Source organism: Bacillus sp. KNSH39 (assembly GCF_052656585.1).
Map to the genome: position 1 here is coordinate 391,565 of NZ_JBQXYO010000001.1, position 24,284 is coordinate 415,848.

28 protein-coding genes and 2 pseudogenes are annotated in these 24,284 nt (G+C 33.9%); 20 read left to right on the forward strand and 10 right to left on the reverse strand.

The window, feature by feature from the left end:
• Nucleotides 1-14: 14 nt before the first annotated feature.
• The gene (locus ACUL40_RS01945) at nt 15-323 is read right to left on the reverse strand and encodes an ArsR/SmtB family transcription factor (RefSeq protein ID WP_001259909.1); all 309 of its coding nucleotides are present in this window, start codon (nt 321-323) and stop codon (nt 15-17) included.
• A gap of 106 nt (nt 324-429) precedes the next feature.
• On the opposite strand from ACUL40_RS01945, the gene ACUL40_RS01950 reads away from it, so the two are divergent.
• From ACUL40_RS01950 to ACUL40_RS01965, 4 genes are all read left to right on the forward strand, one after another.
• Nucleotides 430-1,365: an aldo/keto reductase gene (locus ACUL40_RS01950; RefSeq protein ID WP_167316480.1), complete on the forward strand. Its 936-nt coding sequence runs from the start codon at nt 430-432 to the stop codon at nt 1,363-1,365.
• Nucleotides 1,366-1,412: 47 nt separating this feature from the next.
• Entirely contained in the window at nt 1,413-2,588 is a 1,176-nt protein-coding gene (locus tag ACUL40_RS01955; RefSeq protein ID WP_322368012.1) for an MFS transporter, read from the forward strand.
• Nucleotides 2,589-2,636: 48 nt separating this feature from the next.
• The gene (locus ACUL40_RS01960; RefSeq protein ID WP_001101741.1) at nt 2,637-2,843 is read left to right on the forward strand and encodes a hypothetical protein; all 207 of its coding nucleotides are present in this window, start codon (nt 2,637-2,639) and stop codon (nt 2,841-2,843) included.
• 143 nt (nt 2,844-2,986) lie between these two features.
• Nucleotides 2,987-3,349, forward strand: coding sequence for a DUF805 domain-containing protein (locus tag ACUL40_RS01965; protein ID WP_100651401.1), 363 nt, complete (start codon nt 2,987-2,989; stop codon nt 3,347-3,349).
• A 199-nt stretch (nt 3,350-3,548) separates the two neighbouring features.
• Here the strand turns inward: ACUL40_RS01965 and ACUL40_RS01970 are convergent, their stop codons facing one another.
• Together ACUL40_RS01970 and ACUL40_RS01975 are read right to left on the reverse strand one after the other, a co-directional pair.
• Nucleotides 3,549-3,773, reverse strand: a complete 225-nt coding sequence (locus ACUL40_RS01970) for a hypothetical protein (protein ID WP_000162602.1) — start codon at nt 3,771-3,773, stop codon at nt 3,549-3,551.
• Nucleotides 3,774-3,857: 84 nt separating this feature from the next.
• The gene (locus ACUL40_RS01975) at nt 3,858-4,205 is read right to left on the reverse strand and encodes a DUF4257 domain-containing protein (RefSeq protein WP_000426317.1); all 348 of its coding nucleotides are present in this window, start codon (nt 4,203-4,205) and stop codon (nt 3,858-3,860) included.
• Nucleotides 4,206-4,401: 196 nt separating this feature from the next.
• On the opposite strand from ACUL40_RS01975, the pseudogene ACUL40_RS01980 reads away from it, so the two are divergent.
• The 6 genes and pseudogenes from ACUL40_RS01980 (at nt 4,402) to ACUL40_RS02005 (ending at nt 9,535) form a co-directional block, all read left to right on the forward strand.
• Nucleotides 4,402-4,928 (forward strand): annotated as a pseudogene (locus ACUL40_RS01980) (DinB family protein).
• 182 nt (nt 4,929-5,110) lie between these two features.
• Nucleotides 5,111-6,160 carry a ribosome small subunit-dependent GTPase A gene (gene rsgA / locus ACUL40_RS01985; RefSeq protein WP_001073051.1) on the forward strand — a complete coding sequence of 350 codons (1,050 nt, stop codon included), beginning with the start codon at nt 5,111-5,113 and terminating at the stop codon, nt 6,158-6,160.
• Nucleotides 6,161-6,463: 303 nt separating this feature from the next.
• Nucleotides 6,464-7,402 (forward strand): annotated as a pseudogene (locus ACUL40_RS01990) (HAMP domain-containing protein); the annotation flags it as partial.
• A gap of 123 nt (nt 7,403-7,525) precedes the next feature.
• Complete coding sequence (locus ACUL40_RS01995) at nt 7,526-8,344, forward strand: methyl-accepting chemotaxis protein (protein ID WP_445423158.1); 819 nt, start codon at nt 7,526-7,528, stop codon at nt 8,342-8,344.
• A gap of 197 nt (nt 8,345-8,541) precedes the next feature.
• Complete coding sequence (locus tag ACUL40_RS02000) at nt 8,542-8,847, forward strand: hypothetical protein (RefSeq protein ID WP_000539569.1); 306 nt, start codon at nt 8,542-8,544, stop codon at nt 8,845-8,847.
• A 322-nt stretch (nt 8,848-9,169) separates the two neighbouring features.
• Nucleotides 9,170-9,535, forward strand: a complete 366-nt coding sequence (locus tag ACUL40_RS02005; RefSeq protein WP_063219878.1) for a DUF3979 family protein — start codon at nt 9,170-9,172, stop codon at nt 9,533-9,535.
• Between the two features lie 34 nt (nt 9,536-9,569).
• On the opposite strand, the gene ACUL40_RS02010 is transcribed toward ACUL40_RS02005, so the two are convergent.
• Nucleotides 9,570-10,610, reverse strand: coding sequence for a YkvI family membrane protein (locus tag ACUL40_RS02010; RefSeq protein WP_000370205.1), 1,041 nt, complete (start codon nt 10,608-10,610; stop codon nt 9,570-9,572).
• Between the two features lie 240 nt (nt 10,611-10,850).
• Here ACUL40_RS02010 and ACUL40_RS02015 point away from each other — a divergent pair, with 240 nt between their 5' ends.
• From ACUL40_RS02015 to ACUL40_RS02025, 3 genes are all read left to right on the forward strand, one after another.
• The gene (locus ACUL40_RS02015; RefSeq protein ID WP_000105199.1) at nt 10,851-11,294 is read left to right on the forward strand and encodes a Dps family protein; all 444 of its coding nucleotides are present in this window, start codon (nt 10,851-10,853) and stop codon (nt 11,292-11,294) included.
• 103 nt (nt 11,295-11,397) lie between these two features.
• Nucleotides 11,398-11,853 carry a DUF3939 domain-containing protein gene (locus ACUL40_RS02020; RefSeq protein WP_000488210.1) on the forward strand — a complete coding sequence of 152 codons (456 nt, stop codon included), beginning with the start codon at nt 11,398-11,400 and terminating at the stop codon, nt 11,851-11,853.
• Between the two features lie 213 nt (nt 11,854-12,066).
• The gene (locus ACUL40_RS02025; RefSeq protein WP_000798324.1) at nt 12,067-13,011 is read left to right on the forward strand and encodes an alpha/beta hydrolase; all 945 of its coding nucleotides are present in this window, start codon (nt 12,067-12,069) and stop codon (nt 13,009-13,011) included.
• Between the two features lie 44 nt (nt 13,012-13,055).
• On the opposite strand, the gene ACUL40_RS02030 is transcribed toward ACUL40_RS02025, so the two are convergent.
• Nucleotides 13,056-14,057: an LLM class flavin-dependent oxidoreductase gene (locus ACUL40_RS02030; RefSeq protein ID WP_000594045.1), complete on the reverse strand. Its 1,002-nt coding sequence runs from the start codon at nt 14,055-14,057 to the stop codon at nt 13,056-13,058.
• 104 nt (nt 14,058-14,161) lie between these two features.
• Complete coding sequence (locus tag ACUL40_RS02035; RefSeq protein ID WP_000683364.1) at nt 14,162-14,353, reverse strand: DUF3896 family protein; 192 nt, start codon at nt 14,351-14,353, stop codon at nt 14,162-14,164.
• Nucleotides 14,354-14,530: 177 nt separating this feature from the next.
• On the opposite strand from ACUL40_RS02035, the gene ACUL40_RS02040 reads away from it, so the two are divergent.
• Complete coding sequence (locus ACUL40_RS02040) at nt 14,531-15,994, forward strand: flavin monoamine oxidase family protein (RefSeq protein WP_001168128.1); 1,464 nt, start codon at nt 14,531-14,533, stop codon at nt 15,992-15,994.
• A gap of 84 nt (nt 15,995-16,078) precedes the next feature.
• On the forward strand, nt 16,079-16,663 hold the full coding sequence (locus ACUL40_RS02045; protein ID WP_001068745.1) for a GNAT family N-acetyltransferase: 585 nt from the start codon (nt 16,079-16,081) through the stop codon (nt 16,661-16,663).
• A gap of 24 nt (nt 16,664-16,687) precedes the next feature.
• Here the strand turns inward: ACUL40_RS02045 and ACUL40_RS02050 are convergent, their stop codons facing one another.
• Nucleotides 16,688-17,590, reverse strand: a complete 903-nt coding sequence (locus ACUL40_RS02050; protein WP_445422900.1) for an aldo/keto reductase — start codon at nt 17,588-17,590, stop codon at nt 16,688-16,690.
• 165 nt (nt 17,591-17,755) lie between these two features.
• On the opposite strand from ACUL40_RS02050, the gene ACUL40_RS02055 reads away from it, so the two are divergent.
• Nucleotides 17,756-18,706: a CobW family GTP-binding protein gene (locus tag ACUL40_RS02055; protein WP_000613422.1), complete on the forward strand. Its 951-nt coding sequence runs from the start codon at nt 17,756-17,758 to the stop codon at nt 18,704-18,706.
• A gap of 112 nt (nt 18,707-18,818) precedes the next feature.
• Here ACUL40_RS02055 and ACUL40_RS02060 read toward each other — a convergent pair whose 3' ends face one another.
• Both ACUL40_RS02060 and ACUL40_RS02065 read right to left on the reverse strand, forming a co-directional pair.
• Entirely contained in the window at nt 18,819-19,289 is a 471-nt protein-coding gene (locus ACUL40_RS02060) for a GNAT family N-acetyltransferase (RefSeq protein ID WP_001048677.1), read from the reverse strand.
• 138 nt (nt 19,290-19,427) lie between these two features.
• Nucleotides 19,428-20,378, reverse strand: coding sequence for a metal ABC transporter substrate-binding protein (locus ACUL40_RS02065; RefSeq protein WP_001126148.1), 951 nt, complete (start codon nt 20,376-20,378; stop codon nt 19,428-19,430).
• 265 nt (nt 20,379-20,643) lie between these two features.
• Between ACUL40_RS02065 and ACUL40_RS02070 the strand changes: the two genes are divergently transcribed.
• Together ACUL40_RS02070 and ACUL40_RS02075 are read left to right on the forward strand one after the other, a co-directional pair.
• Entirely contained in the window at nt 20,644-20,793 is a 150-nt protein-coding gene (locus ACUL40_RS02070; protein WP_000540932.1) for a hypothetical protein, read from the forward strand.
• 115 nt (nt 20,794-20,908) lie between these two features.
• Nucleotides 20,909-21,568, forward strand: coding sequence for an oxidoreductase (locus ACUL40_RS02075; protein ID WP_001042735.1), 660 nt, complete (start codon nt 20,909-20,911; stop codon nt 21,566-21,568).
• A gap of 29 nt (nt 21,569-21,597) precedes the next feature.
• Here the strand turns inward: ACUL40_RS02075 and namA are convergent, their stop codons facing one another.
• Nucleotides 21,598-22,635, reverse strand: coding sequence for an NADPH dehydrogenase NamA (gene namA / locus ACUL40_RS02080; RefSeq protein ID WP_001068416.1), 1,038 nt, complete (start codon nt 22,633-22,635; stop codon nt 21,598-21,600).
• Nucleotides 22,636-22,768: 133 nt separating this feature from the next.
• Here namA and ACUL40_RS02085 point away from each other — a divergent pair, with 133 nt between their 5' ends.
• Both ACUL40_RS02085 and ACUL40_RS02090 read left to right on the forward strand, forming a co-directional pair.
• On the forward strand, nt 22,769-23,221 hold the full coding sequence (locus ACUL40_RS02085; protein WP_000283912.1) for a methylated-DNA--[protein]-cysteine S-methyltransferase: 453 nt from the start codon (nt 22,769-22,771) through the stop codon (nt 23,219-23,221).
• A 7-nt stretch (nt 23,222-23,228) separates the two neighbouring features.
• Nucleotides 23,229-24,233: a DUF2628 domain-containing protein gene (locus ACUL40_RS02090; protein ID WP_079004308.1), complete on the forward strand. Its 1,005-nt coding sequence runs from the start codon at nt 23,229-23,231 to the stop codon at nt 24,231-24,233.
• The last annotated feature ends 51 nt before the right edge of the window (nt 24,234-24,284 follow it).

The following is a 24,284-nucleotide window of genomic DNA, read 5'->3' on the forward strand; positions in this document are numbered from 1 at the left end:
TATGAAATGTTTTTTTAATATGGCTCTGTCGCATGTAATACAACTTGTAATAAACCTGGGAATCTAGCATTTAAATCTTCTTCACGAATTGAAATGAAACGTTGTGTTCCTTCAAGGCGCGTGTACATAACACCTGACTCACGTAAAACTTTGAAATGGTGAGATAAAGTTGATTTCGCAATAGGGATGTTTAAAGCACCACAAGATTGTTCACTTTTCTCTAGTAACATATTTACAATTTGTAAACGAATTTGATCGCTAAGTGCATATAAGACAGAAGAAAATTGAATTTCTTCTCGATTTGGATGATAGAGTGTACGCATATTTCACCTACTTGTATAAGTTAAGATATTTGCACTATAACATATAAAGTGGTATATTTCTATTGTTCGAAAATATTCGAACAATAGAAATATAGGGGGAGAAAAAATGAAGTATACAAAATTGCAAAAGGCAGGACTAAATATTTCAAGGCTGGGTTTAGGTACAAATGCAGTAGGGGGACATAATTTATATGCTAATGTGAATGAAGAAGAAGGAAAGCAATTAGTAGAAGAAGCTATTCAGCAAGGGATTACATTTTTTGATACAGCAGATTCATATGGTTTCGGTAGATCAGAGGAATTAGTAGGAGAAGTATTAAAGGGAAAACGTCATGAGTTTATACTTGCTACAAAAGGTGGAATTCAACCGTTGTTAAATGGAGAAACTTATATTAACAATGAACCAAGTTACTTAAGGAATGCTGTGGAAAATAGCTTAAGAAGATTACAGACTGAATATATTGATTTATATTATTTACACTTTACAAATCCTGAAACAAGTTACATAGATTCAATCGGAGAGCTTACTCATTTAAAAGAAGAAGGGAAAATTCGTTCAATTGGAATATCGAATGTAAACATAGAACAATTAAAAGAGGCGAATCAACATGGTCATATAGATGTTGTACAATCTCCATACAATATGTTAGAACGTACAGCTGAGGAAGAACTGTTGCCGTATTGTATAGAAGCGGGTATTTCATTTATTCCATATGGGCCTCTTGCTTTTGGAATATTAGGCGGAAAATATACAGAAGATTTCAAATTAAACGAAGTCGATTGGCGTCAAAATGTAAATCTATTTGAAGAAAATACATATAAGAGTAATTTTAAGAAAGTGAATAAGTTAAAAGGGCTAGCGAAAGAAAATGATATTGAAGTGTCTCATTTAGCGTTAGCATGGTTATTAAATAAAGAAGGAATTGATACTGTTATACCTGGTGGAAAGCGGGCAGAGCAGGTAAGAGAAAGTGTGAAAGCGGTAGACGTTGCATTGAATGAAAGGGTCATGAAAGAAATCCAATCTATTTTAGAAGATTAGTTAAACAGAGGGAGAGTACCCTCTGTTTATATAAGGAGAAGGTCTAAATGAACAGAGTACTAGCTGTATTTTTTATGATAATGTTTATGATCGGTACAGATACTTTCTTAATTTCACCACTGTTGCCGACATTACAACAGGTGTATCATGTTTCAACTGAGTTGTCAGGATGGATGGTGAGTTCGTATGCTTTAGGGTATGCTGGATTTGCGCTTATTGCTGGTCCTATATCAGATGGATTAAACAGAAAAAAAGTGATGGTACTAGGTATGAGTTTTTTTGCAGTAAGTACGTTTTTGTGTGGAATTGCACCGAGTTTTTTATGGATGCTAACATTTAGATTTTTAGCAGGTGTAAGTGCAGCTTTTGTATCTCCACAAGTGTGGGCATCCATTCCGATTCTTATAGAGAAAAAGCAAATTGTGAAAGCAATTGGGGTTGCAACAGCAGGGTTATCAATCTCTCAAATTTTAGGGCTGCCACTGGGAGCTTATTTAGCAACGATACATTATACAATCCCATTCTATTTCATTGGTATATTATCAGCACTACTTGTCATTCTTATTTATGTTGTATTACCAGAAATACAATCGGTTCATATAGGTGGAAATAAAAAAGCGATTTTACAGCGTTATAAACAATTACTTACAGATTCAAAGGTTTCACTTTCTTATTTTGCATACTTTGTTTTTCAAACCGGAAATTTTGCTGCATTTTCATTTTTTGGTGTATGGCTTTCCATTCAATTTGGCTTACAAGTTCATGAAGTAGGTACAGCTATGCTCGTATTAGGGTTAGGAAATTTAACTGGTAATATTTTTGGTCCTAGAATCGTAAATAAAATTGGTTATAACCTTTCTTTCTATGGTGGAATTATATTTACAGCAGTGCTATATGTATTACTTCCACATGTAAAGAACATTGTATTGGTGGAGTTATCGTTCTTTGCTTTGTTTTTTTGGACAGGAATTTTGTTTGTATTAATGATGAGGCACTTACAAAACATATCTAGTGTAGCAAGAGGAACAGGAGCCGCGCTTGCAAATGCTTCTATGTATATTGGTCAAATGATTGGTGCGGCAATAGCAGGAATGTTATTTGCAGTATCTCACAATTTTATACTTATAGGTAGTTTTACTACTTTACTATATATAGGAGCTTTATTTTTGTTTAGAAAAAGTGAAAAACTTACTGAAAGTAGTGAAACAGGAATTGCATCATAAAGCTTGTATAAATATTTCGCAAATCAGAATTAATAAGAGTGTGAATACATGAATGTGCTTTTAATTAAAGTAGTTACTAAAAGTATAGAAATAGTAGAAGAAATGTATTGTAACAAAGTTATGAGGAATCAAAAAATAAAAATCCCTATAAAGATAGGGATTTATATATCGGCATATAGTTCCTTGGAAAAGGATATACTTAGTTTAGCATATCGGACTACTTATATTTGTGAAATAGATGTGAAAGTAATGTGAAAAATGCCGAAGGAAAAAACTATTTAAATAGAGGGCAATTTAGATGGGGATATGGATTTTACATAAATGTTGTGTTATATTTCTACTTATCTGTTAATAATTACATATTTTAATTTTATTGGGGATAAAAGGGAGAGGTTTAAATGCAATGGTATTTGAAAGCTCTAAAGAATTATGGGAATTTTAGTGGTAGAGCTACGCGAAAAGAGTACTGGATTTTTAGTTTATCCAATATCGTAATTTTTTGGCTACTGTTATTTTTATCATCATTTTCAGAGGTGTTAGTTGCTATTATTGCGTTGCTATTTATGTTAGTAATGATTATACCAAGTTTTTCGGTTGGTGCACGACGATTACATGATATTGGGAAAACGGGATGGTGGCAACTATTAAATTTTGTACCGTTTGGTAGCGCTGTTTTACTTGTATTTTTTATCATTGAAAGTGAAGAAAATGACAATCAATACGGACCAAATCCGCATTCAGATTTAAAAGAAGCGATTTAATAAACTTATTTAGTTTGTAGCATTACTAGTTCAATTATTTTATCTATTATTAAAATGGTTTGCGTGGGCTAATATTATTAGGTTGATCTTTAGGTCTAGATGACTTTTGAAACTGTAAAAATGGAAAGATAAAGGCAGAGAGAATATAGCATGGAAAGAAAAAAATTCTAAATAAAAAGCACTGTTTTAGCTAATGTAGCTAAAACAGTGCTTTTCTCTTTGATTGAACAGTTGCAGCATTTTCATCATGTATACCTGCATCTTTAATAATTCGTTGTTTTGCTTTATTTAATAGATGGTTTACTGCTTCACCAAAATAGTTAGCTTCGCTTTTTGTGCGGGCTTCTCGTAAACATTTATAGTTTTCTAGCAGTTCCTCTTTTTCGGAGTTTGTTAAGAAATCTTCTATTTTCTTTTTTGTCATACGAAACACCCTTTCTCCTGACAAACGACGCAATAGAAAATATTTATTTCTCATTATAACAATAATTTTAAAAGAAAGTATACACTAACGTCGCAATAATTTGTCAATTTCTTGAATCTTCTCATCAGCTTTCCCAATTTGCGTATTTTTAGCCTGTTCGCCACCAAGAGCTTGATGTAGTAAGAAAGTTTGACCGGAAATAGCAGTTACAATGGATACTTTTATAATTTCTTTTATTGCGGTGACATCGAATAAAACGAGCCCAAGAAGTGCGGCTAGGCTACCAGTAAAAATGTCAGTTAAAAATCCAAAATGAAAAAATGTTTTCAAACGGCGTGGAAGCAATAACTTACCTTGGTTATTGATTAGATGGGAAACGAAGCCGGTAATGCCACCAACGAGAACAGCGGTTAGCCATTGATACATTTCCATCGAATCCACTCCTTTTAGTGAATAAGATTCGATTATTTTATATTGATTCCTTTTAATATTTCATATAAGCATATTGAGAAAGTTTGTTTGGGTATATTTTGTATTCAATTTAATTATAACAGAAAATTTCGAAAGGTTTCAGTCTATTATATGAATCATTTTTACAATAATATGAATGCAGAAAGGGGTGCGTGATATGAAGATAGATTATCGAATAAGAAGTGTAGTTGGTTATACAAAAAAATAGGGGAATTAGTAAGCCTGCTTGAGCATACGAGAGCTGTAACATTAGGCGAAGTAAAAAATTTATTAGTTGAGCAATTAGATTTAATTATGCAGAGCAGCGGAAATTCAATTGGCGCCTTATTAAAGCATATAGCAGCTATTGAAAAAGTTCATCAGCTTATTTCATTTCAAAATCGTGACTTTACAAAAGAAGAATTAGAAATATGGGAAGATGCACTGTATTTAGGGGAAGCAGGTAGAGCGATCCGTGGTCATGAAATACAGTATTATGTACAACTTCTACAAAGTGTTCGAGAAGAATCTCTGAAGTATTTAAGTGAACAAAGTGATGAGTGGCTCATGTCAGAAAGAAAGTGGCCTAACGGTGTAATATATAACCAGCACTATCTTTGGTATCATGTGCTAGAAGATGAAATTAGTCACCGAGGACAAATTAGAATGCTCAAAAGAAAGTTGTTTGAAAATTACGTTAAATAATGTAGCTTTTTATAGGAGAATTCCATATAATGAGAGTAATTAAAAGAAGAACGGGGTGATGTATTATGGCGAAAATAACTTATATGAATAATAAACCAAATACAAAGGTGGATGGAAAGGGCGAGACTATATAAGTGAGCGCACGATCCTTCCGCTTAGCTTACACTAGGGAGGATATCAATTTGAATCAAAATATTTTAGAATCGTTCGGCTGGGATTCTTTTTTTGAGGAACAAGCTGTTGAGAACTTTGAAGTAGGACGAATTTTACTCGAGCATAAGCATATATATCGAATTATTTGTAATGATGGTGAGTATATGGCAGAACTGTCTGGGAAGTTTCGGCATGAAGCAGTTACGAAAGGCGATTATCCAGCAGTTGGTGATTGGGTGTATATAAAGAAAATAGAAGATGAAAAGAAAGCGATTATTCATCGTATTTTCCAGCGAAGAAGCTCTTTCTCAAGACAAGAGGCTGGAACAAGAACAGAAGAACAGATTATAGCAGCAAATGTAGATTATTTATTTTTAGTGAATGCACTTAATCATGATTTTAATGTTAGAAGGATGGAACGTTATTTATTATTAGCGTATGAAAGTGGCGCTATGCCAGTTATTGTTTTAACAAAGAGTAGTATATGTAATGATATAGAACAAAAAATTGTAGAAACGGAAGCTATAGCAATTGGTGTTCCTATTTTTGTTGTTGATAGTTTAGAGCATACAGGTATTGATTCGTTGAAACAATTCGTTTCTTCAGGGAAAACAATTGCTTTAGTTGGGTCATCAGGGGTAGGAAAGTCAACTTTGTTAAATGCGCTAATAGGAATTGAGGTAGCAAAAACGGGAGATATACGTGAGGAGGATAGTAGGGGAAGGCATACGACAACGCATCGAGAGTTATTCCAATTGCCAAGTGGCGCTCTCGTAATTGATACTCCCGGTATGAGGGAATTGCAACTTTGGGAAGGAAGCGAAGCGATTCAAACAACATTCTCTGATATTGAAGAACTTGCGACAACATGCCGTTTCCGTGATTGTAAGCATGAGAATGAACCAGGGTGCGCGGTGTATAGTGCAATTGAAAACGGACTTATTACGATAAATCGTTTGAAAAGCTATAAAAAATTACAAAGAGAACTGGCGTATTTTATAAGAAAACAAGATGCAATCCTTGCCAGAGCAGAGCGTGATAAGTGGAAAAAGCTTTCTAAACAACATAAAAAAATGTAAAAACCAAAGGGGCACCCTTTGGTTTTTTCTATTTGTAAATTTTATAATAATATTATTTATATATATAGACAAAGGGAAGTTAATTGTTTAAACTTTACAAAGTATTCATCATAATAGGTTATGAAAATAATAATTAGGGATTGGGAAATATTCATAATTAACTCAATTTAACTTTTAAATTTGAAAATTAGGAGGTTCATAATGGGTAAACTATTAAATTTGTTTCGTGATATGAAAGTAGCAAAAAAGCTATTAATTTCATTCTTTGTAATTTTAATTGCGGCTGTGTCTATTATCGGAGGCATGTCTTATCAAACAGCCAAAAAGAATTTTGAATCGCAAATTAAGAGTAGTGCCAACGACAATATAAAAATACTGGATAATTTAATCAATCAAATGATTGATGCAAAATTTAATGATGTGAATAATTTTGCACGGGTGATTCAGGGGAATATGTATCAAGGAGATAATCAGGATGAATTAAGAAAAATGTTATCTCAATATATAAATTTAAATAAAGATATTGAACAAGTATATGTTGCCGGAAATGATAAAAAATTTGTACAAGAACCAAATATACAAATGGCAGCAGACTATGATCCAACAGAGCGTTCTTGGTATAAAGATGCGGTTGCAAAACAAGGTGGTATTGTTGTTACTGAGCCATATAAGGCAAAAGGAAATGGACATATTGTCGTAACAATCGCAAAACAAACAGAAGATAAAAATGGAGTTGTTGCGCTAGATTTAAGTTTAGATAATTTATTAAAAACATCAAAGTTAATTAATATTGGTAAAAAAGGATATGCCTTCATTTTAGATGGAAAGCAAAAAATAATTGCTCATCCACAAGAAAAATCAGGGGAAAAAGCGGCTGATTCTTGGGCAAAGAAAATTTATGAAGATAATCACGGTGCTTTTTCATATTCTTATGGCGGTAGTGAAAAGAATATGGTATTTGCTACAAATGTAAAAACAGGTTGGAAAATTGGTGGGACGATGTACTCAAGTGAAGTAATTGAAGCTGCTCAACCTGTATTTTATAATATGTTAATTGTTATGCTTATCTCATTAGTAGTAGGCGGGGCACTTATTTATTTTGTAACACTTTCAATTACGAAGCCTTTAAAGAGATTAGTTGTTACCTCTAAAGAAATAAGCGAAGGGGATTTAACGCAAACAATTGAAATTCATTCTAATGATGAAATCGGCCAACTTGCTAAAGGTTTTAATGAGATGACGAATTCGTTACGGACGTTAATTGGAAGAATTAACGATTCAGCTGGGCATGTTGCAGCGGCATCAGAAGAGTTAACTGCAAGTGTAAGGCAAGCAAGTGAAGCGACTGAGCAAATCACAATCGCAATGGATGAAATATCAAGTGGGGCAACGACGCAAACAACAAGCGTAGAAAATGGCGCTATGTTACTGTTTGATGTAACGGAAGGAATTCAACATGTAGCAAATAGTTCATCATCTATTAATACGGCTTCTGCACATACTCGTGAAAAAGCAGAAGATGGTGGGAAACTAGTAGGAAGAACAGTAAACCAGATGCAGTCTATTGCAGAATCGGTTTCACAATCAGATGCAGTTATACAATTACTAAATAATAAATCAAAACAAATTGGTGATATTTTAGAAGTAATTCAAAATATTGCAGATCAAACAAACCTTCTAGCTCTAAATGCGGCGATTGAAGCCGCAAGAGCCGGTGAGCATGGAAGAGGTTTCGCAATTGTTGCAGATGAAGTGCGTAAATTGGCAGAGCAGTCTAGCGTATCTTCTAGTGAAATTAGTAAATTAATATGTGAAATACAAGATGATATGGGTAAGACAGTCAAATCTATGAATCATGTAAATGAGGAAGTTCAATCTGGACTTGTTATCGCAAATGAAACGAAGCAAAACTTTGCTGAAATCTTACAATCTACAAATGAAATAGCTAATCAAATTAAGACGATGGTTGAAACGGCTAATGGAATGTCAAAAGGGGCAAATGAAGTATCTATTTCGGTAGGACAAATTGCAATGACAGCACAAAATAATGCGATAAGCACACAAAATGTTGCGGCTTCAGCTGAAGAACAGCTAGCTTCGATGGAGGAAATTGGATCTGCAGCAGGCACGTTATCTCAAATGGCTGAAGAGTTGCAAGGACTAATTGACAGATTTAAAGTCTAATAGAGAACAGACTATCCCCTAGTAGCATTATGCCAATAGAGGGTAGTCTGTTTTATTGTGTAAAATCAAATGGAGATGTAAACTTCCTTTATGACGTTTAAAATGGTATTTTGCATAATGTTTGTCGAAAAATAGAGGTATTTGTTAGCTTTGTGTATAATTATTAACGTATAGAATACAAATAAAAGGAGAGTATTATGGGAGTGTATTGGGGGACAAAAAGACATTCTTGGCTTAGTTACGTCTCATTTTGGCTAAGTATTTCATTTTTTATTGTTTTTCTAATTGAAGTGTTTATATTAAAAACACTTTCGAATAGCTCGGTGCAAATTGTTAAATATTTTTATTTTATATTTGTACCAGTAAATATTTTTCTTAGTTTAAAGTTACTATTTAAGAAGAATGAAAAGAAAGCGTTACCTATTTTTAGTTTCATTGTCTCATTATTATTTGCAATTTTAATAATCGTATTAGTTTTAGCAGCTATAGGGAAGGTCTTTTGAGGGGAGTGGTATAAGTCACTCTCCTTTTTTATTTGTGGTAGTCTTACTATATATAAAAGTGTGAATGCTGTGAGCTAATAAAAGCAGAGAGTAGACAATATTTGCATGGATTAAAGTCTGTCGTTATTTGAACTTGTAAGAGTGTATGGAGTAATGAGGTAATATACATAATAATGGAGATAGAATTAGTTATTTTATAAGTATGTATGAAGCAAATGAATACGGTAAGAACGTTGATATATGGTACAATAGCTATGGATAGTGATAGAGATAAAGGGTATATAAAATACTCATCGTTTTTTAGTAAGAGAGGGGTTATCTTATGCTATACGAGGATTTGGAGACATTATTTCAAACAGCTCCGAAAGAAGATAGAGGCGGATGGAAATATATAATCCAAGAACAAAATAATACATTTAAAATTGTTGATGAAATACTGAAAAATCAAATGAGTGTCGAATTATATTTTAATGAATACGATGAGGTGAAAATCACTTTATATAAAGATGGAATTCCCATTACGACTATGCAAAGAATTGTGATTTCAAAAGTTGAATTAGACGAAGATGAAGAAGGTATTCAATTTGTTTTAGAGCGCATGCCTAGTCGAATGATTCGGTTGCAGTTAAAGCCATATTTAGCATTAGAAATGGGACCGTACTGGGAAGTATGTGATGATTGTGAATGAGCATAAAAAAGCATCCAATAACATGGATGCTTTTTTATGTTTTTTGAAGTTGTTTAAACGCAATGATTGGCAGTATAACAATACTTACCCATCCGATGATAGGATATAGAATGTGAAGTAAGTCACTGTAACCGATGTAGCTAAAGCAATAACTAATTAGTAAAATGAAGAAAATAATATTGTTATTTTTCCACCCAGTAATAGATTGCATCTGTTTTGTCATTCCGAACACATTACCAACTAAAGTTGTGAAAACTTCACCGAAAATAATGAGAACGAAAAAGAAGTGAAAAGTTGCATTAAATCTTCTTATGACTTCAGCCATTGGGATGTTATATTGGTAAAATTGATCGACTGATAAGATTGCTAAATGGCTGCATAATAAAATTAAAGAAAGTCCAGCACCACCCAAAATCCCACCCCAAAAAATAGCTTTTCGATCTCTTACTTCACTGGCTAATGGGACGAGAACACTTTGGGCGAGAGAAAGATTTAAGGCGACATATGTAATAGGGCTAGTAATCCATTTCATATTCCAGTTCTCTGCAGGAATAGTGTTATTAATGGAAGGTGTACCGTGAAAAAAGGTTGTAATAGCAAGTCCGATAATAAAAATCATCATAATAGGTACGACAAGTGTATTTACTTCAAAAACACCTTGTAATCCGCGGCTACTTATAATAAGACAAGCGATAACTGTAATAAGAATACCGAGTTGTCTTGGTAAGCGAAGTTGCTCTTCAAATACTGCACCAGCCCCTGATAACATAACGCTCGTTACGCCGAATAAAACGAGTAATAATAATGTGTTTACAACATTCCCAAATACATCCCCAAATAAATATTTGTTAAATTCTTGCGCTGAAAATGCCCCGATTTGTGATGAAAGTAACATCATCTTTGTGCCAAGCCAAATAAAAAAAAATCCACTTACACATATGCCAATTGTCCCGTATAATCCATTCACTGTGAAAAATTCAACAATTTCTCGTCCAGTAGCAAATCCAGCTCCAACGACAGTTCCGATATAAGTAGCGGCTACTTTCTTTGCTACTTGCCATTGTTGATTGTCCATGTTATCCCTCTTTCTACTATGATGAGCTTGATGTACTATTATGCATATGTATGAGCTTGGACAATTAGACGTATGAAGTGTTTGAAAAAATACATGAATTTAATGATATTAGGGAAGCATTAAAGGTGTTAAAACTTTGTTACATATAAGCCAATTGTTCGAAAGGAAAGGGAATGTATGGTAAAATGTAATTAGGTTATTAAAAGATAAACATTACAAAATGATAAGAGGAGTGATTGTATGAGTACGAAAACAAATGTTGTTGAAGTATTAAACAAGCAGGTAGCAAACTGGAATGTGTTATATGTTAAACTACATAATTATCACTGGTATGTGACAGGGCCACACTTCTTTACATTACATGAGAAATTTGAAGAGTTTTATAATGAGGCTGGAACGTATATTGATGAGTTAGCAGAACGTATTTTAGCTTTAGAAGGTAAACCATTAGCGACAATGAAAGAATATCTCGCAACATCTAGTGTCAGCGAAGGGACAAGCAAAGAATCTGCAGAAGAAATGGTGCAAACATTAGTGAATGATTATTCTGCACTTATTCAAGAATTAAAAGAAGGTATGGAAGTTGCAGGTGAAGCTGGTGATGAAACATCAGCTGACATGCTGTTAGCAATTCATACAACATTAGAACAGCATGTATGGATGCTAAGTGCATTCTTAAAATAACGATAAATATAATAGAAACCCATTGAAAAATTATTTCAATGGGTTTTTTTATGATTTTTCAGTTTTCTTTTATGCTATAATATAGTAAAAAGGAGGCGATGCGATGTTTCGCTTTTTCAGAACTGGAAAAGAAGAGCGGGAAATTACGAAAGATGAATTAGAACAAGCGATGGCTCAGTTTTTAGAAACGAATGCTAATATCGTTTATACAGTATTAGTAAATGAAGATTATACAGTAAATTATGATTTGTTAAAACCGTATTTACCTGCATTTCCAACAAATGATTTTCTCATAACGAAGGAAACGCTTGAGGTATTTGAACATACAGCAGAAAATTTAAGCCTAGTGAAAGAAATTGATGTCGTACAAAAAGCAGTAGACCAATACGTAACAGAAAAAGAAATGTTCCCAATTGTTGAAGGTAGCGAAGATCGCCTCATATGCGGAATGAAGCTAGGACCTTACTTAAATCGTAGCTTAAAAAGAGACTTATATATTTCAGAAAAACATTATTTAGTTTCAAGTAAACCAGATAGAAAAAAACAAAAGAGCGGGTAGATGTAATGAAAACAACAATACATATATTGTTGTCTTTTTTTGTTTTTTAAAATATTGATTTTTCAGTCTATTATTATTTATACTAAATGTATTGGACAGGGAAGAGTAACTATTAAGCATCATTTTGAGAATAAGGTATTGTTAGCGTGGGTTATACAAAGTGGTATAAAGATTCGCAAAAAATATTATAAAAGGTTTCGGGGGAATTGGTACATGAAAAATAGCATGACTTACATTCAATTATTAAATGAAACGTTACGTTGTTATGCAAATAAAGGAAGTTTTGAAGCGTACAATTATATAATGGAAAACGCTACAGGTGTAATAGGGAATGAGGCGCAAATATATAATTTTAAGTATGCACTCGCAAGTGCATCGGGACTTGAAAAAGAAGCATTACATTTAATGAGAGAGGCCATTATAGAAAAGGGATTCTGGTATGGAAATGAGTATTTAATTTCCGACGAAGATTTAAAATCACTACATAAATTTGAAGAATTTCATACAATGGTGCAATTATGTAATGAAAGAGAAGAATTAGCACATAAAAAGGAAAGACCAGATGTGAAATATATATACAGCAAGAAAGAAGGAAATCTACTACTTACATTGCACGGTGACCAAGAAAATATTCAAATAGTAGAGCCATATTGGAAATCAGTTTTGACACAAGATTACACGTTAGCTTTACCACAGTCTTCACAAATTCAGTTTTCAGATGGATTTGTTTGGGATGATATAGAGAGAGGGAAAGAAGAATTAAAAGGGCATTACAATAAGTTTATAGAAAACCATACAGTAGAAAATGTAATCATTGGTGGTTTTTCTGCAGGGGCAAGAGTAGCTTTATATACGATTTTGCAAAAAGATATAGAGGTTGATGGTTTTGTTTTTATGGCACCATGGCTTCCCGAGATTGAAGAATGGGATGAGTTGCTAAGAGTGCTGCAGGATAAACATATAAAAGGATATATAGTATGCGGGGATCAAGATGAAGATTGTTTCGAATCCACGCAGCAATTTGTACAACTATTAAGAGAGAAGAATATAGAACATAAGTATAAAGTTGTCCCTGACTTAGATCATGATTATCCTATTAACTTTGAAGAGCTATTAAAAGAAGCTATTGAATATATAGGAAATGAAAACAATAAGTAGTAAGAAAAAGAGATGCATCATATGTGATGCATCTCTTTTTAGAATTATAAATTAAAAGCATTTGCTAATAAGCGATAAGACTTTAATTTATGTTCAAATTGATGAGTAATCGTGACAATCATAAATTCGTCAGTATTGTATGCTTTGCTTAAGTTTATTATTTTTTCTTTTACAGAAGACGGATCACCAACAATCATACGTTGACGATTTTCTTTTATACGGAATAAATCATAAGCGCTGTATGAATAATTTTGAGCAGTTTCAATAGAAGGTGTACCAGTAGTTCGTTTTCCTTGCTCTAATAATAAGATTGATAAATCTAAACTAGAAGCAATTTTTTCCGCTTCTTCATTTGTTTCTCCGCATATAACAAAAATGGCAACGATTGAATTAGGCTTATCTCCTAAAAATGAAGGCTGATATTGTTCTTGGTAAGCCCTCATAACTTCAGGGCCTCCAAAGCCATTAATAAATTGCGCAAATGCGAAAGAAGCTCCGTTGTTTGCAGCAATTTTAGCGCTCTCTCCGCTAGAACCGAGCATCCACATTTCAGGAGATGTTGGGATAACTGGAGTGGCTTTTAAGTTTGCATAGTGATGGTTTTCTGGTACTTGATCATGTAAGTACATTGCAACGTCTGCAATTTGTTCTGGATATTGATCAAGTGAGACCATTTTCCCTTCTTGAAGTGCGCGAGTTGCTATTGGCATACCACCAGGAGCTCTACCAACACCGAGATCGATGCGGTTCGGATACAGTGCTTCTAGAACACGGAAATTCTCAGCAACTTTATATGGGCTATAATGTGGTAACATAACACCACCTGAACCGACTCTAATACGGTCCGTTTTCGCGGCAATATGAGAAATAAGTATTTCTGGACTTGAACCAGCTAAGCTTACGGAATTATGATGTTCGGATACCCAAAAACGTGTGAATCCGAGTTTTTCAACTTCTTGTGCAAGCGTAACTGTATGTGAAAAAGCTTGGGCTGCTGTGCTACCATCTGAAATAGGTGATTGGTCTAATACACTTAACTTGATCATAGAATATACCTCTCAATCTTAATGTACATCCTATTATATATTTACTTATGAAAAATGCGTAGTGAAATGCTCAAAATGAAAAGCGGATAATCCTATTTCCGCTTTTAATGAGAAAATCCGCGTTCATAATGATTCATTTCAACCAGATTTAAAATATATTCATAGTTGTCAATTTCACATTTTAGCTGTTCACGTTCTTTTTCAGATAGTGTCATATTGCTAAGTTTTTTACATAAGTTTTGTTTCTTTAATTCTAAATGCTTTTTTGTAGCGTGGTAATCATAAGTATGTTTCATTTTTTAGTCACTCCTTCGTGCGGTTGCTATATTATACGAAGCATAAAGAAATATGAAATCTGTCTCTTATGTACTTTTAGTGAATATTCAAATTGCAATGGTGTTATGTTTATGGGGATGTATGAATAAAATGCACTAAACCACTAACGTCCATTTGATGAAGTAAGGGGTGGAATTGTGCAGAAAGATATAATGTATAACACTGAAATGGATGAAGCGTTAAAAGTTATAGATAAAGGATTGAAGAAGACGACAAATCCAAAACAAATTATTGTAGTGGGAGCTGGTATGGCTGGATTAGTTTCAGCATCTTTATTAAAGGCTGCAGGACATGATGTGAAAATTTTTGAAGCAAATAACCGGGTAGGTGGCCGTATAGAAACGGTTAGAATGGAAGATACCGGATTATATTTAGATGTTGGAGCAATGAGGATTCCATATTCGCATACATTAACGATGACATATATAAGAAAATTTGGGCTACAGGTGAGACCTTTTATTAATAGAAATGAGACGGATATTATATACGTAAATGGACGGAAAACGACGTTAAAACAATATGAAAAAGATCCAAGTATTCTAAGATATCCTGTGGAAATGAATGAAGTTGGAAAAACGTCAGAGGAATTATTATTGTTAGCGGTACAGCCCATTATAAATTTTATAAAAAAGAACCCAGAAAAAAATTGGGACGTTGTAGTAAAGGATTTTGGAAGATACTCTACTGGGCAATTTTTAAAGTATCATCCTTATCAGTATAATACTTACTTTTCGCCAGTAACAATTGAGATGATTGGTGTTCTATTAGATTTAGAAGGTTTTTTGGAACGGTCGTTTGTAGAGACTTTACGCTTTCTATACATTATGCAAGAGGAGAGCGGATTTTGTGAAATTGTGGGCGGGAATGATAGATTACCAAAGTCATTTTTACCGCAATTAGAAGAAAATATTATATATAATCAAAAATTAATGAAGTTACATCAACACGATAATGGTGTGACAGCTTTCTATCGGAACGAGGAAACTTTTGAATATAGCAGTATTACAGGAGATTTAGTTATTGTTACCATTCCGTTTTCGACAATGCGTTTTGTAGAAGTAGATCCGTTTGATTCTATATCTCATGAAAAATGGAAAGCAATTCGTGAATTACATTATATGCCTGCGACGAAAATAGGAATTCAATTTAAAAGCCGATTTTGGGAAGAACAAGGACAATTAGGTGGCAGAATTATAACAGATTTGCCAATTCGTTATGCCTATTATCCAAGTTATGGAATTGGTGAGAAAGGACCGGCTATGATGTTAGGTAGCTATACATGGTCTTATGACGCATTGTTATGGGATGGTTTATCGAAAGGTGATCGTATTTATTACGCATTACACAACTTAGCAACAATATTAGGTGGTCAAGTGTATGATGAGTTCATATCTGGAATATCAAAAAGCTGGACATTGGATCCGTATGCGCTTGGAGGATTTGCACTTTTTCAAGCAGGTCAAGAATCTGAGCTGCAACCAGCGATTGTCAAACCAGAGGGGAGAATATTCTTCGCTGGAGATCATACAACGCTATATCACGGATGGATTCAAGGTGCGATTGAATCTGGAATTCGTGTAGCGGCGGAAGTGAATGAGTAAAAGGTTTTTAATTCAGAAAATTCTTTACTATATAACTTGAGATGGATATTATTATATATAAAAGAATTATGGGGAGTGTTTACAGTGAATCCGTTATTATTCGATTTTCCTTCTGAATTTTATACTGACAGGCTTTTTATTCGAATGCCGAAACCAGGAGATGGTAAAGTTGTATATGATGCAATTCAGGCTTCAATACAAGAACTGAAACCTTGGATGGTGTTTGCACAAAAAGAGCAAACAGAGCAAGAAATAGAAGAAAGTATTAGAAAATCACATATTCAATTTTTGCAACGTGAGGATTTAAGATTACTAGTATTTTCGAAAGAAACAGGTGAATTTATTGCTTCAGCCGGATTACATCGTATTAATTGGGATATACCTCAATTTGAAATCGGATATTGGATTGATACAAGGTTTAGCGGAAAAGGCTATATGGTAGAGGCTGCGAAAGGTATAACGGATTACGCTTTTTCTGAATTGAAAGCAAACCGTGTAGAAATTCGTTGTGATTCTTTAAATAAGAAGAGTAGAGCGATACCTGAGAAATTAGGCTTTAAGTTAGAAGGTACGTTAGAAAGTGCGAGTGTTGCGGTAGATGGAAATGGATTAAGGGATATGTGTGTATTTGCCATGACTAGAAATACATATAAAAAAGAAGAGCTGTAAAGAAACAGCTCTTCTTTTTGTGTATTATGGTACAGGATGTCCATTAGAGCTTTCGAAAATTGTAAACCATTGTTGACGATCTAAGTTAACGTTTGTAGCAAGAGCGGCCGTTTTTACGCGATCTAATTTACCAGAGCCAACGATTGGCATCATATTAGCTGGATGAGCAAGTAACCAAGCATACATAACCGTATCGATACTAGAAACACCTAGCTCAGTAGCAACTTTTTGCATAGTTTCGCGTACACGTACGGCACGTTCGGATTGACCAGTAAAAATTTCCCCACCAGCAAGAGGTGACCAAATCATTGGATTGATTCGTTTTTCTTGGCATAAATCAATTGTCCCTTTTTCAAAATGCTCAAGCTGCAATGCAGAAACTTCAATTTGGTTCGTAATAAGCGGGAAATCTAAGTACGAACTTAACATATTAAATTGTGAAGGTAAGAAGTTAGATACACCGAAGTGACGAACTTTTCCTTCTTGTTTTAATTGTGAAAAGGCTTTTGCCACTTCATTTGGATCCATAAAAGGATCGGGACGATGAATAAGTAATACGTCAATATAATCTGTATGTAAATTTTTAAGTGATGCTTCTACACTTTGCATAATATGCTCTGCACTAGTATTGTAGTGAGTCACATATCGCTCTGGAAATTTCGGTGATGGGGGAGCGATTCCACACTTTGTAATAATTTGCATGTTTTCTCGTAAGGAAGGCTTTAATTGTAAAGCTTCGCCAAATAACCCTTCACATGTATATGCGCCGTAAATATCAGCGTGATCAAAAGTAGTAATTCCCATATCCATACAATCTTCAATGAAAGAAAGTAATTCTTGTTTCGTCATATTCCATTCTGCTAAACGCCAAAATCCTTGAATAATACGAGAGAATTCTAGCGTTTCATTCATTTGAACTCGTTCCATTATAAGTACCCCCTTGATGAATAATTATTATTTTGAAAAGGCTTTCTTACTACGTATTATTATATAGTTTGGGGGGGGTACATACAATAAATATGTTTTGCTAAAAAAATGATTTTCTCTATATGCTATAATGTAGAAACATATAGCTAGAAGGAGATGTACGAAATGATTCCAGTAACAATATTAACTGGTTTTCTTGGATCTGGGAAAACGACATTATTAAATCGTATTTTATCAGAAAATCACGGTAAGAAATTAGCGGTGATTGTAAATGAAATAGGGCAAATTGGCATTGATAATCAGTTGATTATGAATGTGGAAGAAGAAATTATGGAAATGACAAATGGCTGTTTATGCTGTACTGTACGTGAAGATTTACTCGTTGCTTTAAAACAGTTACTGGACGTAAAAGCGGAAGGGAAAATGGATTTTGATGGTTTAGTAATTGAAACGACTGGCCTTGCAAATCCAGGCCCGATTATTCAAACATTCTTTTTAGATCCAGTCATTCAATCTGCTTACCAAATTAACGGTGTTGTAACGGTAGTAGATAGTTATCATATACATAAACATTTTGAAAAAGGATTAGAAGCAAAAGAGCAAATTGCGTTTGCTGATGTCGTTTTAGTAAATAAATTAGATTTAATTGAAGAGAATGAGAAAGAAAATCTCTTGCATGAAATTCAAGGAATTAACCCGACTGCAAAGTTAATTGAGGCGACTAACTGTGAGGTAGATATACCATCTTTATTACAAATCCAAACGTTTAAAACGAAAGATACGTTGCAAATTTACCCTCATAAAGAACATAACCACTTAGAAGGTGTGAAATCATTTGTATTACGTGAAGAACGTCCGCTGGATTTACAAAAGCTTAATGAGTGGATGTCAGCTGTCGTTCAAGAGCTAGGGGAATATTTATATCGTTACAAAGGAATTTTATCGATAGATGGAGTAGATAAACGTATCGTTTTCCAAGGTGTACATACGTTATTTGCTGCTTCGTACGATAGAGAGTGGCAAGAGGGAGAAGAGCGAGTAAGTGAAGTAGTTTTTATCGGAAGAGATATTAATAAAGAGTGGTTCCAAGAACATTTCGAGGAGTGTGTGAAATAAGTCTGCGTAAATTGTAGGCTTATTTTTTATGAGCACTCTATTAGATTGTAAAACAGAATTAAATAAGGGAAAGAAACTAAAAATTGATAACTGTATAATAAAAAGCCTGTTTTCACAGGCTTGTATTTTCGTCTATTAGTAACTCCATTACAACACCTACAACTGGACCTTCATCATCAATATCCCCATTTAAGCGGAAACCAAATGATTCATACAGTCCCATTGCAAGTTTGTTGTCTGGATGTAAACTTAAGTAAATTATTTTACATTCAAATTTTTCTTGTAAGAATTGAATGAGTAAGCGAAGGAAACGTTTTGCGTATCCTTTTCCTTGATATTGTTGGTCAATCATAAAGCGATCGAGCCATACACTTTTATGTTTTACTGAATACCATCCATACATTGCGTATCCTACAAGTGTTTCGCCATCATATAAACCTACTGACGTTCCGTTTCCTTCATATAATGATTCTGCTAAAGAAAACGCGTTACTTTCAATAAATTGTTGCTGGTCTTTTGCGACGTCTAAAGCAACTACTGAACGCCAATTTTTTGCTGTTACTTCACAAATGTGAAGATTCATAATTCCAACTCACCTTCTAAATTAATATAGCTTTCAAGCTAATATGGATAATTTTACTTGTTATTTTGGTCAAGTCAAGGATAAATACATAAAAAGGCAGCTGAATAACAGATTCAGCTGCCTAGAAAATATAATGGATTAGTTTGTTGCTTCTTTCAATGTATTTACGTTTTCTTCCATTAAAGTGAAGTAATCTTTATTATTTTTTGCATCATCTTCAGAAATAGTAGCTAAGTGATTTAAGCGTAAAACTTTTGTACCAGTTTCTTTTTGAATTACGGATGCTACTTTTGGAGTAGAGAACGTTTCGAATAAAATATATTTTAGATTATGTTCTTTTACTGTTTTTGTAATGTCAGCAAGCTGCTTTTGAGATGGTTCATCAGAAGCTGAAATTCCAGCGATAGGAATTTGTTTTAGGCCGTATCGTTGTTCCCAGTAACCATAGGCAGCATGAGAAACTAAAATTTCTTTCGTTTTTGCGTTCGCTACAGCTGCCTTAAATCCATCGTCTAAATCAGTAAATTTAGTTTGAAGTGCTGCAAAGTTTTTTTCGAATTCTTTTTTATGTTCAGGTTGTAATTCTACAAGTGCATTTTTAATTTTTTCTGCTTGTTTCATTGCTAGAGTAGGATCTAACCAAACATGTGGGTCTTTATCGTGATGATGTTCATCTTCTTTATGGCCATCTCCATGATCATGATGCTCTTCTTCAGTAGAAGCACGAAGCTCAATACCTTTAGATGCATTTACAATTTTAACATTTTCTTTTTGTAATGTTTTTTCCATTTTTTCAGCAAATGGTTCTAATTCAGCGCCGTTATAAACAAATAAATCGGCTTTTGCAACTTGTACTGTTTGTTTTTGACTTGGTTCAAATGTATGTGAATCTGCACCAGGTGGGTAAATTGCTTCAACATTTACATAGTCGCCACCAATTTTCTTTGCGAAATCAGCAAGTGGGAAAATCGTTGTATAAACTGTTAGCTTTCCATCTTTCTTGGCATTACTTTCTTTTTTATTTGAGCAGCCAGCGAAAATTAAGGTAAAAATAAGTAAGAATGAAAATATAGTCAATCTTTTAGGCATGAAGTTCTCCTCTTTTCTTTTTTACGGATATATTTTCCCCAATTATAGAAGAAAAATATCATTTTAATACAAAACGGAATAATTACGTTTTAGTTTGCGAACTTAGTATAATACATCTTTAATAAAGTTGCAATAAATAATAATCATTCCGATTTGTTTTTGTTATAAAGTTGTCAAATATAGGTGTATTATTTTTGCAAATGCATGCATATGTGACAACGCTGTTTTCATATATTGAAAAGGAGGTAAAGAGGGGGATGAGCGCTTGGGTTACTTAATGGAAGCTATTTTATTAATATTAGCGGTAGTATTGCCATTATCTTTCGTATTAATTTTTTTAAGAAGATTAATAAGTAATTTAGGGGACGCTACAACAATAACGAAATTACAAGAGAGAGATGAGAAAAAAGAGTGAGTAAAGCACTATGCGTACGCATAGTGTTTTACTTGTGGTAAAATAAGAGCAGGAAACTCCTAAAGGTTGTATTTTACTGAAGGAGAGAAAAGTAAAATAAGAGGTATATGCATATATGAATAAGCGAACAGCGTTAATACTTGGTGCAAGTGGTTTAGTTGGACAAGAGATAACGCGTCTATTACTTGAATCAGATTACTACGATTCGGTTACTATTTTTGTAAGAGAGCCAATGCAATTGCAACATGAGAAGTTACAGCAGAAACAAGTTGATTTTTCGGTATTAGAGGAATATAAAGAGTTCTTTGCTGTGGATGATGTTTTTAGTTGCTTAGGAACAACAATAAAAAAAGCAAAAACAAAAGCAAATTTTAAAAAAGTAGATTATGAATATACGTTACGAGCTGCTTGTTTAGCTGAAAAACAAGGGGTACAAAATTTCCTTGTCGTGTCTTCTATGGGAGCGAATCCTAAATCATTTTTCTTTTATTCACAAGTGAAAGGAAAAATGGAAGAAGAATTGCAAAAGTTAGTGATCGGTGGTATTCACATTTTTAGACCATCATTATTAGTAGGAAATCGACAAGAATTTCGTTTCGGCGAACAAATGGCTGAAAAGTTATCTCGTATTATTCCTTTTATTTTTAAAGGGGCTTTCAAAAAGTATAAACCAATTTCAGCTAAAGATGTGGCGAAAGGTATGTATATAACCGCGCTGCGAGAAGAATCGGGTATCCATACTTATAATTCAAATGAAATTACAACGATAGAATAAATAAAACCGAGAAGAATGATTTCTCGGTTTTATTTATTCGTATGAATTTTCCCTGGTGCTCGCTTGTATTGATATGGTTCTTGCAATTCAAAGCCAAGTTCATTGGCCGCTATTCTCGGGAAGTACGGATTGCGAAGTAACTCACGTCCGATGAAAATTAAATCAGCTTCGTTATTATTTAAAATTTGCTCTGCTTGTGACCCAGTCGTAATCAATCCAACTGCACCAGTTGCAATCTTAGTATGCTCTTTAATATGTTTGGCGTATTGTACTTGATAACCGGGATACACATCAATATGTGCTGGTACAACTGCGCCAGAACTACAATCTATTAAATCTATTCCCTGTTCTTTCATCCACTTTGTATACTGAACATAATCTTGAACCGTTAGCCCGTCAGGGTGATAATCATTTGCTGAAATACGAACGAATATTGGTCCGTCCCAAACTTCATTTACAGAGTCGATAATTTCGCGTAAGAAACGATAGCGGTTTTCAGGTGAGCCGCCGTATTTATCCGTTCGTTTATTAGTAAGTGGTGATAGGAATTCATTGATAAGGTAACCGTGAGCGCCATGTAATTCGATAACATCAAATCCGGCTTGTTTTGAACGTAACGCGGCCCTCTGAAAAGCTAATATAGTCTCTTTGATTTGCTGTATATTCATTTCTACTGGTATCTTCATCTTATCATTAAAAGGAATTGCAGAAGGAGCGAAAGCATTCGTATCTAATTCAGCTTTTCTTCCGGCGTGAGCGAGTTGAATGGCAGCTTTTGCGCCGTTATCATGTATAAAAGTAGTCGTTTTATGTAAGCCTTCAATTAGGTTGTCATCCCAAATACCTAAGTCTTTGTTAGAAATTCGTCCTTCAGCTAACACCGCAGTTGCTTCAACCATAACTAAACCTACTTGGCCAGCAGCGCGAGTTCCATAATGAATGAGATGAAAATTCGTAACGCTGCCATCCTCATTCCCCGATGAATACATACACATAGGCGACATAACGATACGATTTTTTAGTGTAACGTTCTTAATTGTATAAGGTGAAAAAAGCTTGGGATTCATCAAATAGCCTCCTTGATTGAATTTTCTTATATTTTACCATTCTCTTTTTTGTTTCTCTAATAAAACGCTTATACGAAAAATTTTGTATATTCGTGTTACAATGACTAATATGAACTGAATTGGAGGATGGCATATGTACCAGGCTTATTATGAAAGCGAAGTAGGTTTGCTTGAAATTACAGCGAATCAAGAAGGAATTACGTCTGTTATATTTGTTGATGAACGACAAGAAGAAAATAAAAATGAAATGATAGAACAATGTATAAATGAGTTAGATGAATATTTTAAAGGGAAAAGAAAAGAGTTTACGGTCCCGCTGTCTGCGGAGGGAACAGCATTTCAAAAAAATGTATGGGATGCACTTTATACTATTCCATACGGCGTAAGTGCTTCATATTTAGATATTGCAGAGAAAGTTGGAAATATAAAAGCTGTACGGGCAATAGGAGGGGCAAATAGTCGGAATCCAATTTCAATAATTGTTCCATGTCACCGTGTAATAGGAAAGAGTGGAAAGCTTGTTGGATATGCTGGTGGTTTATGGAGGAAAGAGTGGTTATTAAAACACGAAGGTATTTTGAAATGACGTATGGATGGGAAGAGGGATTGTTTTGAAATGTATAAATTGTGGGCAACCTTGCGAGGAGGAACAGTTAAATTGTGCAAGTTGTCAGCGAAACTTGGATAATGAACAAGAGGAAGGTAGCTCGTTAATAGATAAAGAACTGGAAGTATATGTAGGGAGACAATATCCGTATTACAAAAGGAAATGGAATCTTGAGAATAAGCGGATTGCTAGGTGGAGCTGGAATGGTTGGGCTGCTGTCTTCAATATAGGCTGGCTAGGATATCGTAAGTATTATGTACCAGCTGCTTTATTTATGTTGTTATTAGTAGCGTGTGATGCATTTTCGTATTATATGGGATTTAATGTAGCGTTGCCAATCATTAATATGGTGCCTCTTACGTTTTTATTACTCATTTTTATTCTGTTTGGAATGGGGATTTTTGCAAATGGATTATACTATCAATTTGCGGAAAGACGTATATACCGAATAAAAGCAAGAGAAATAAAAGATAAATCAGTTGAAAACTATCTAATCAATGATAGCGGCGGAACGAGCAAAATGGGAGCGACAATTGTTACTATTTTAGCAGTTGCTAGCATATTTTTTAGCCATTTCTTTTTTCCGACTGATCGAGACGTTATTCAAAAGGTTCGTACAAGCTCGCTTTATGAATATCCTTTCTTTTCAATAGGTGAATCTTTCGAAAATTATTTTCAAAATTCAGGTTGGATATATTATCGTGGAACGGAAGGGTTAGAATTAGTAGAATTCCAAGGATATAACACCGGAATGCCAAGACAAAAGGTGAAGATTCAATTTGTTGTCGATTATAAATTAGGTGAAGTGGAACCATACTCACTTATGATTAATGGTGAATCTAAAACTGAAGAAGAGTTTTTGAAGCTGATGGAAGAAATATTTAAAGTTCAAAATCCATTTGATATAGAGGATGGATTACAAGTAAATGCTATTCAAGAAAGCGGTTGGAAAGAAATTTCCGATCGCTTTTTTCTATGTTTGTTAAAATAAATATTTAAAATAATCAGAATCTTTTGTATAATGAAATATATTATATAGGAT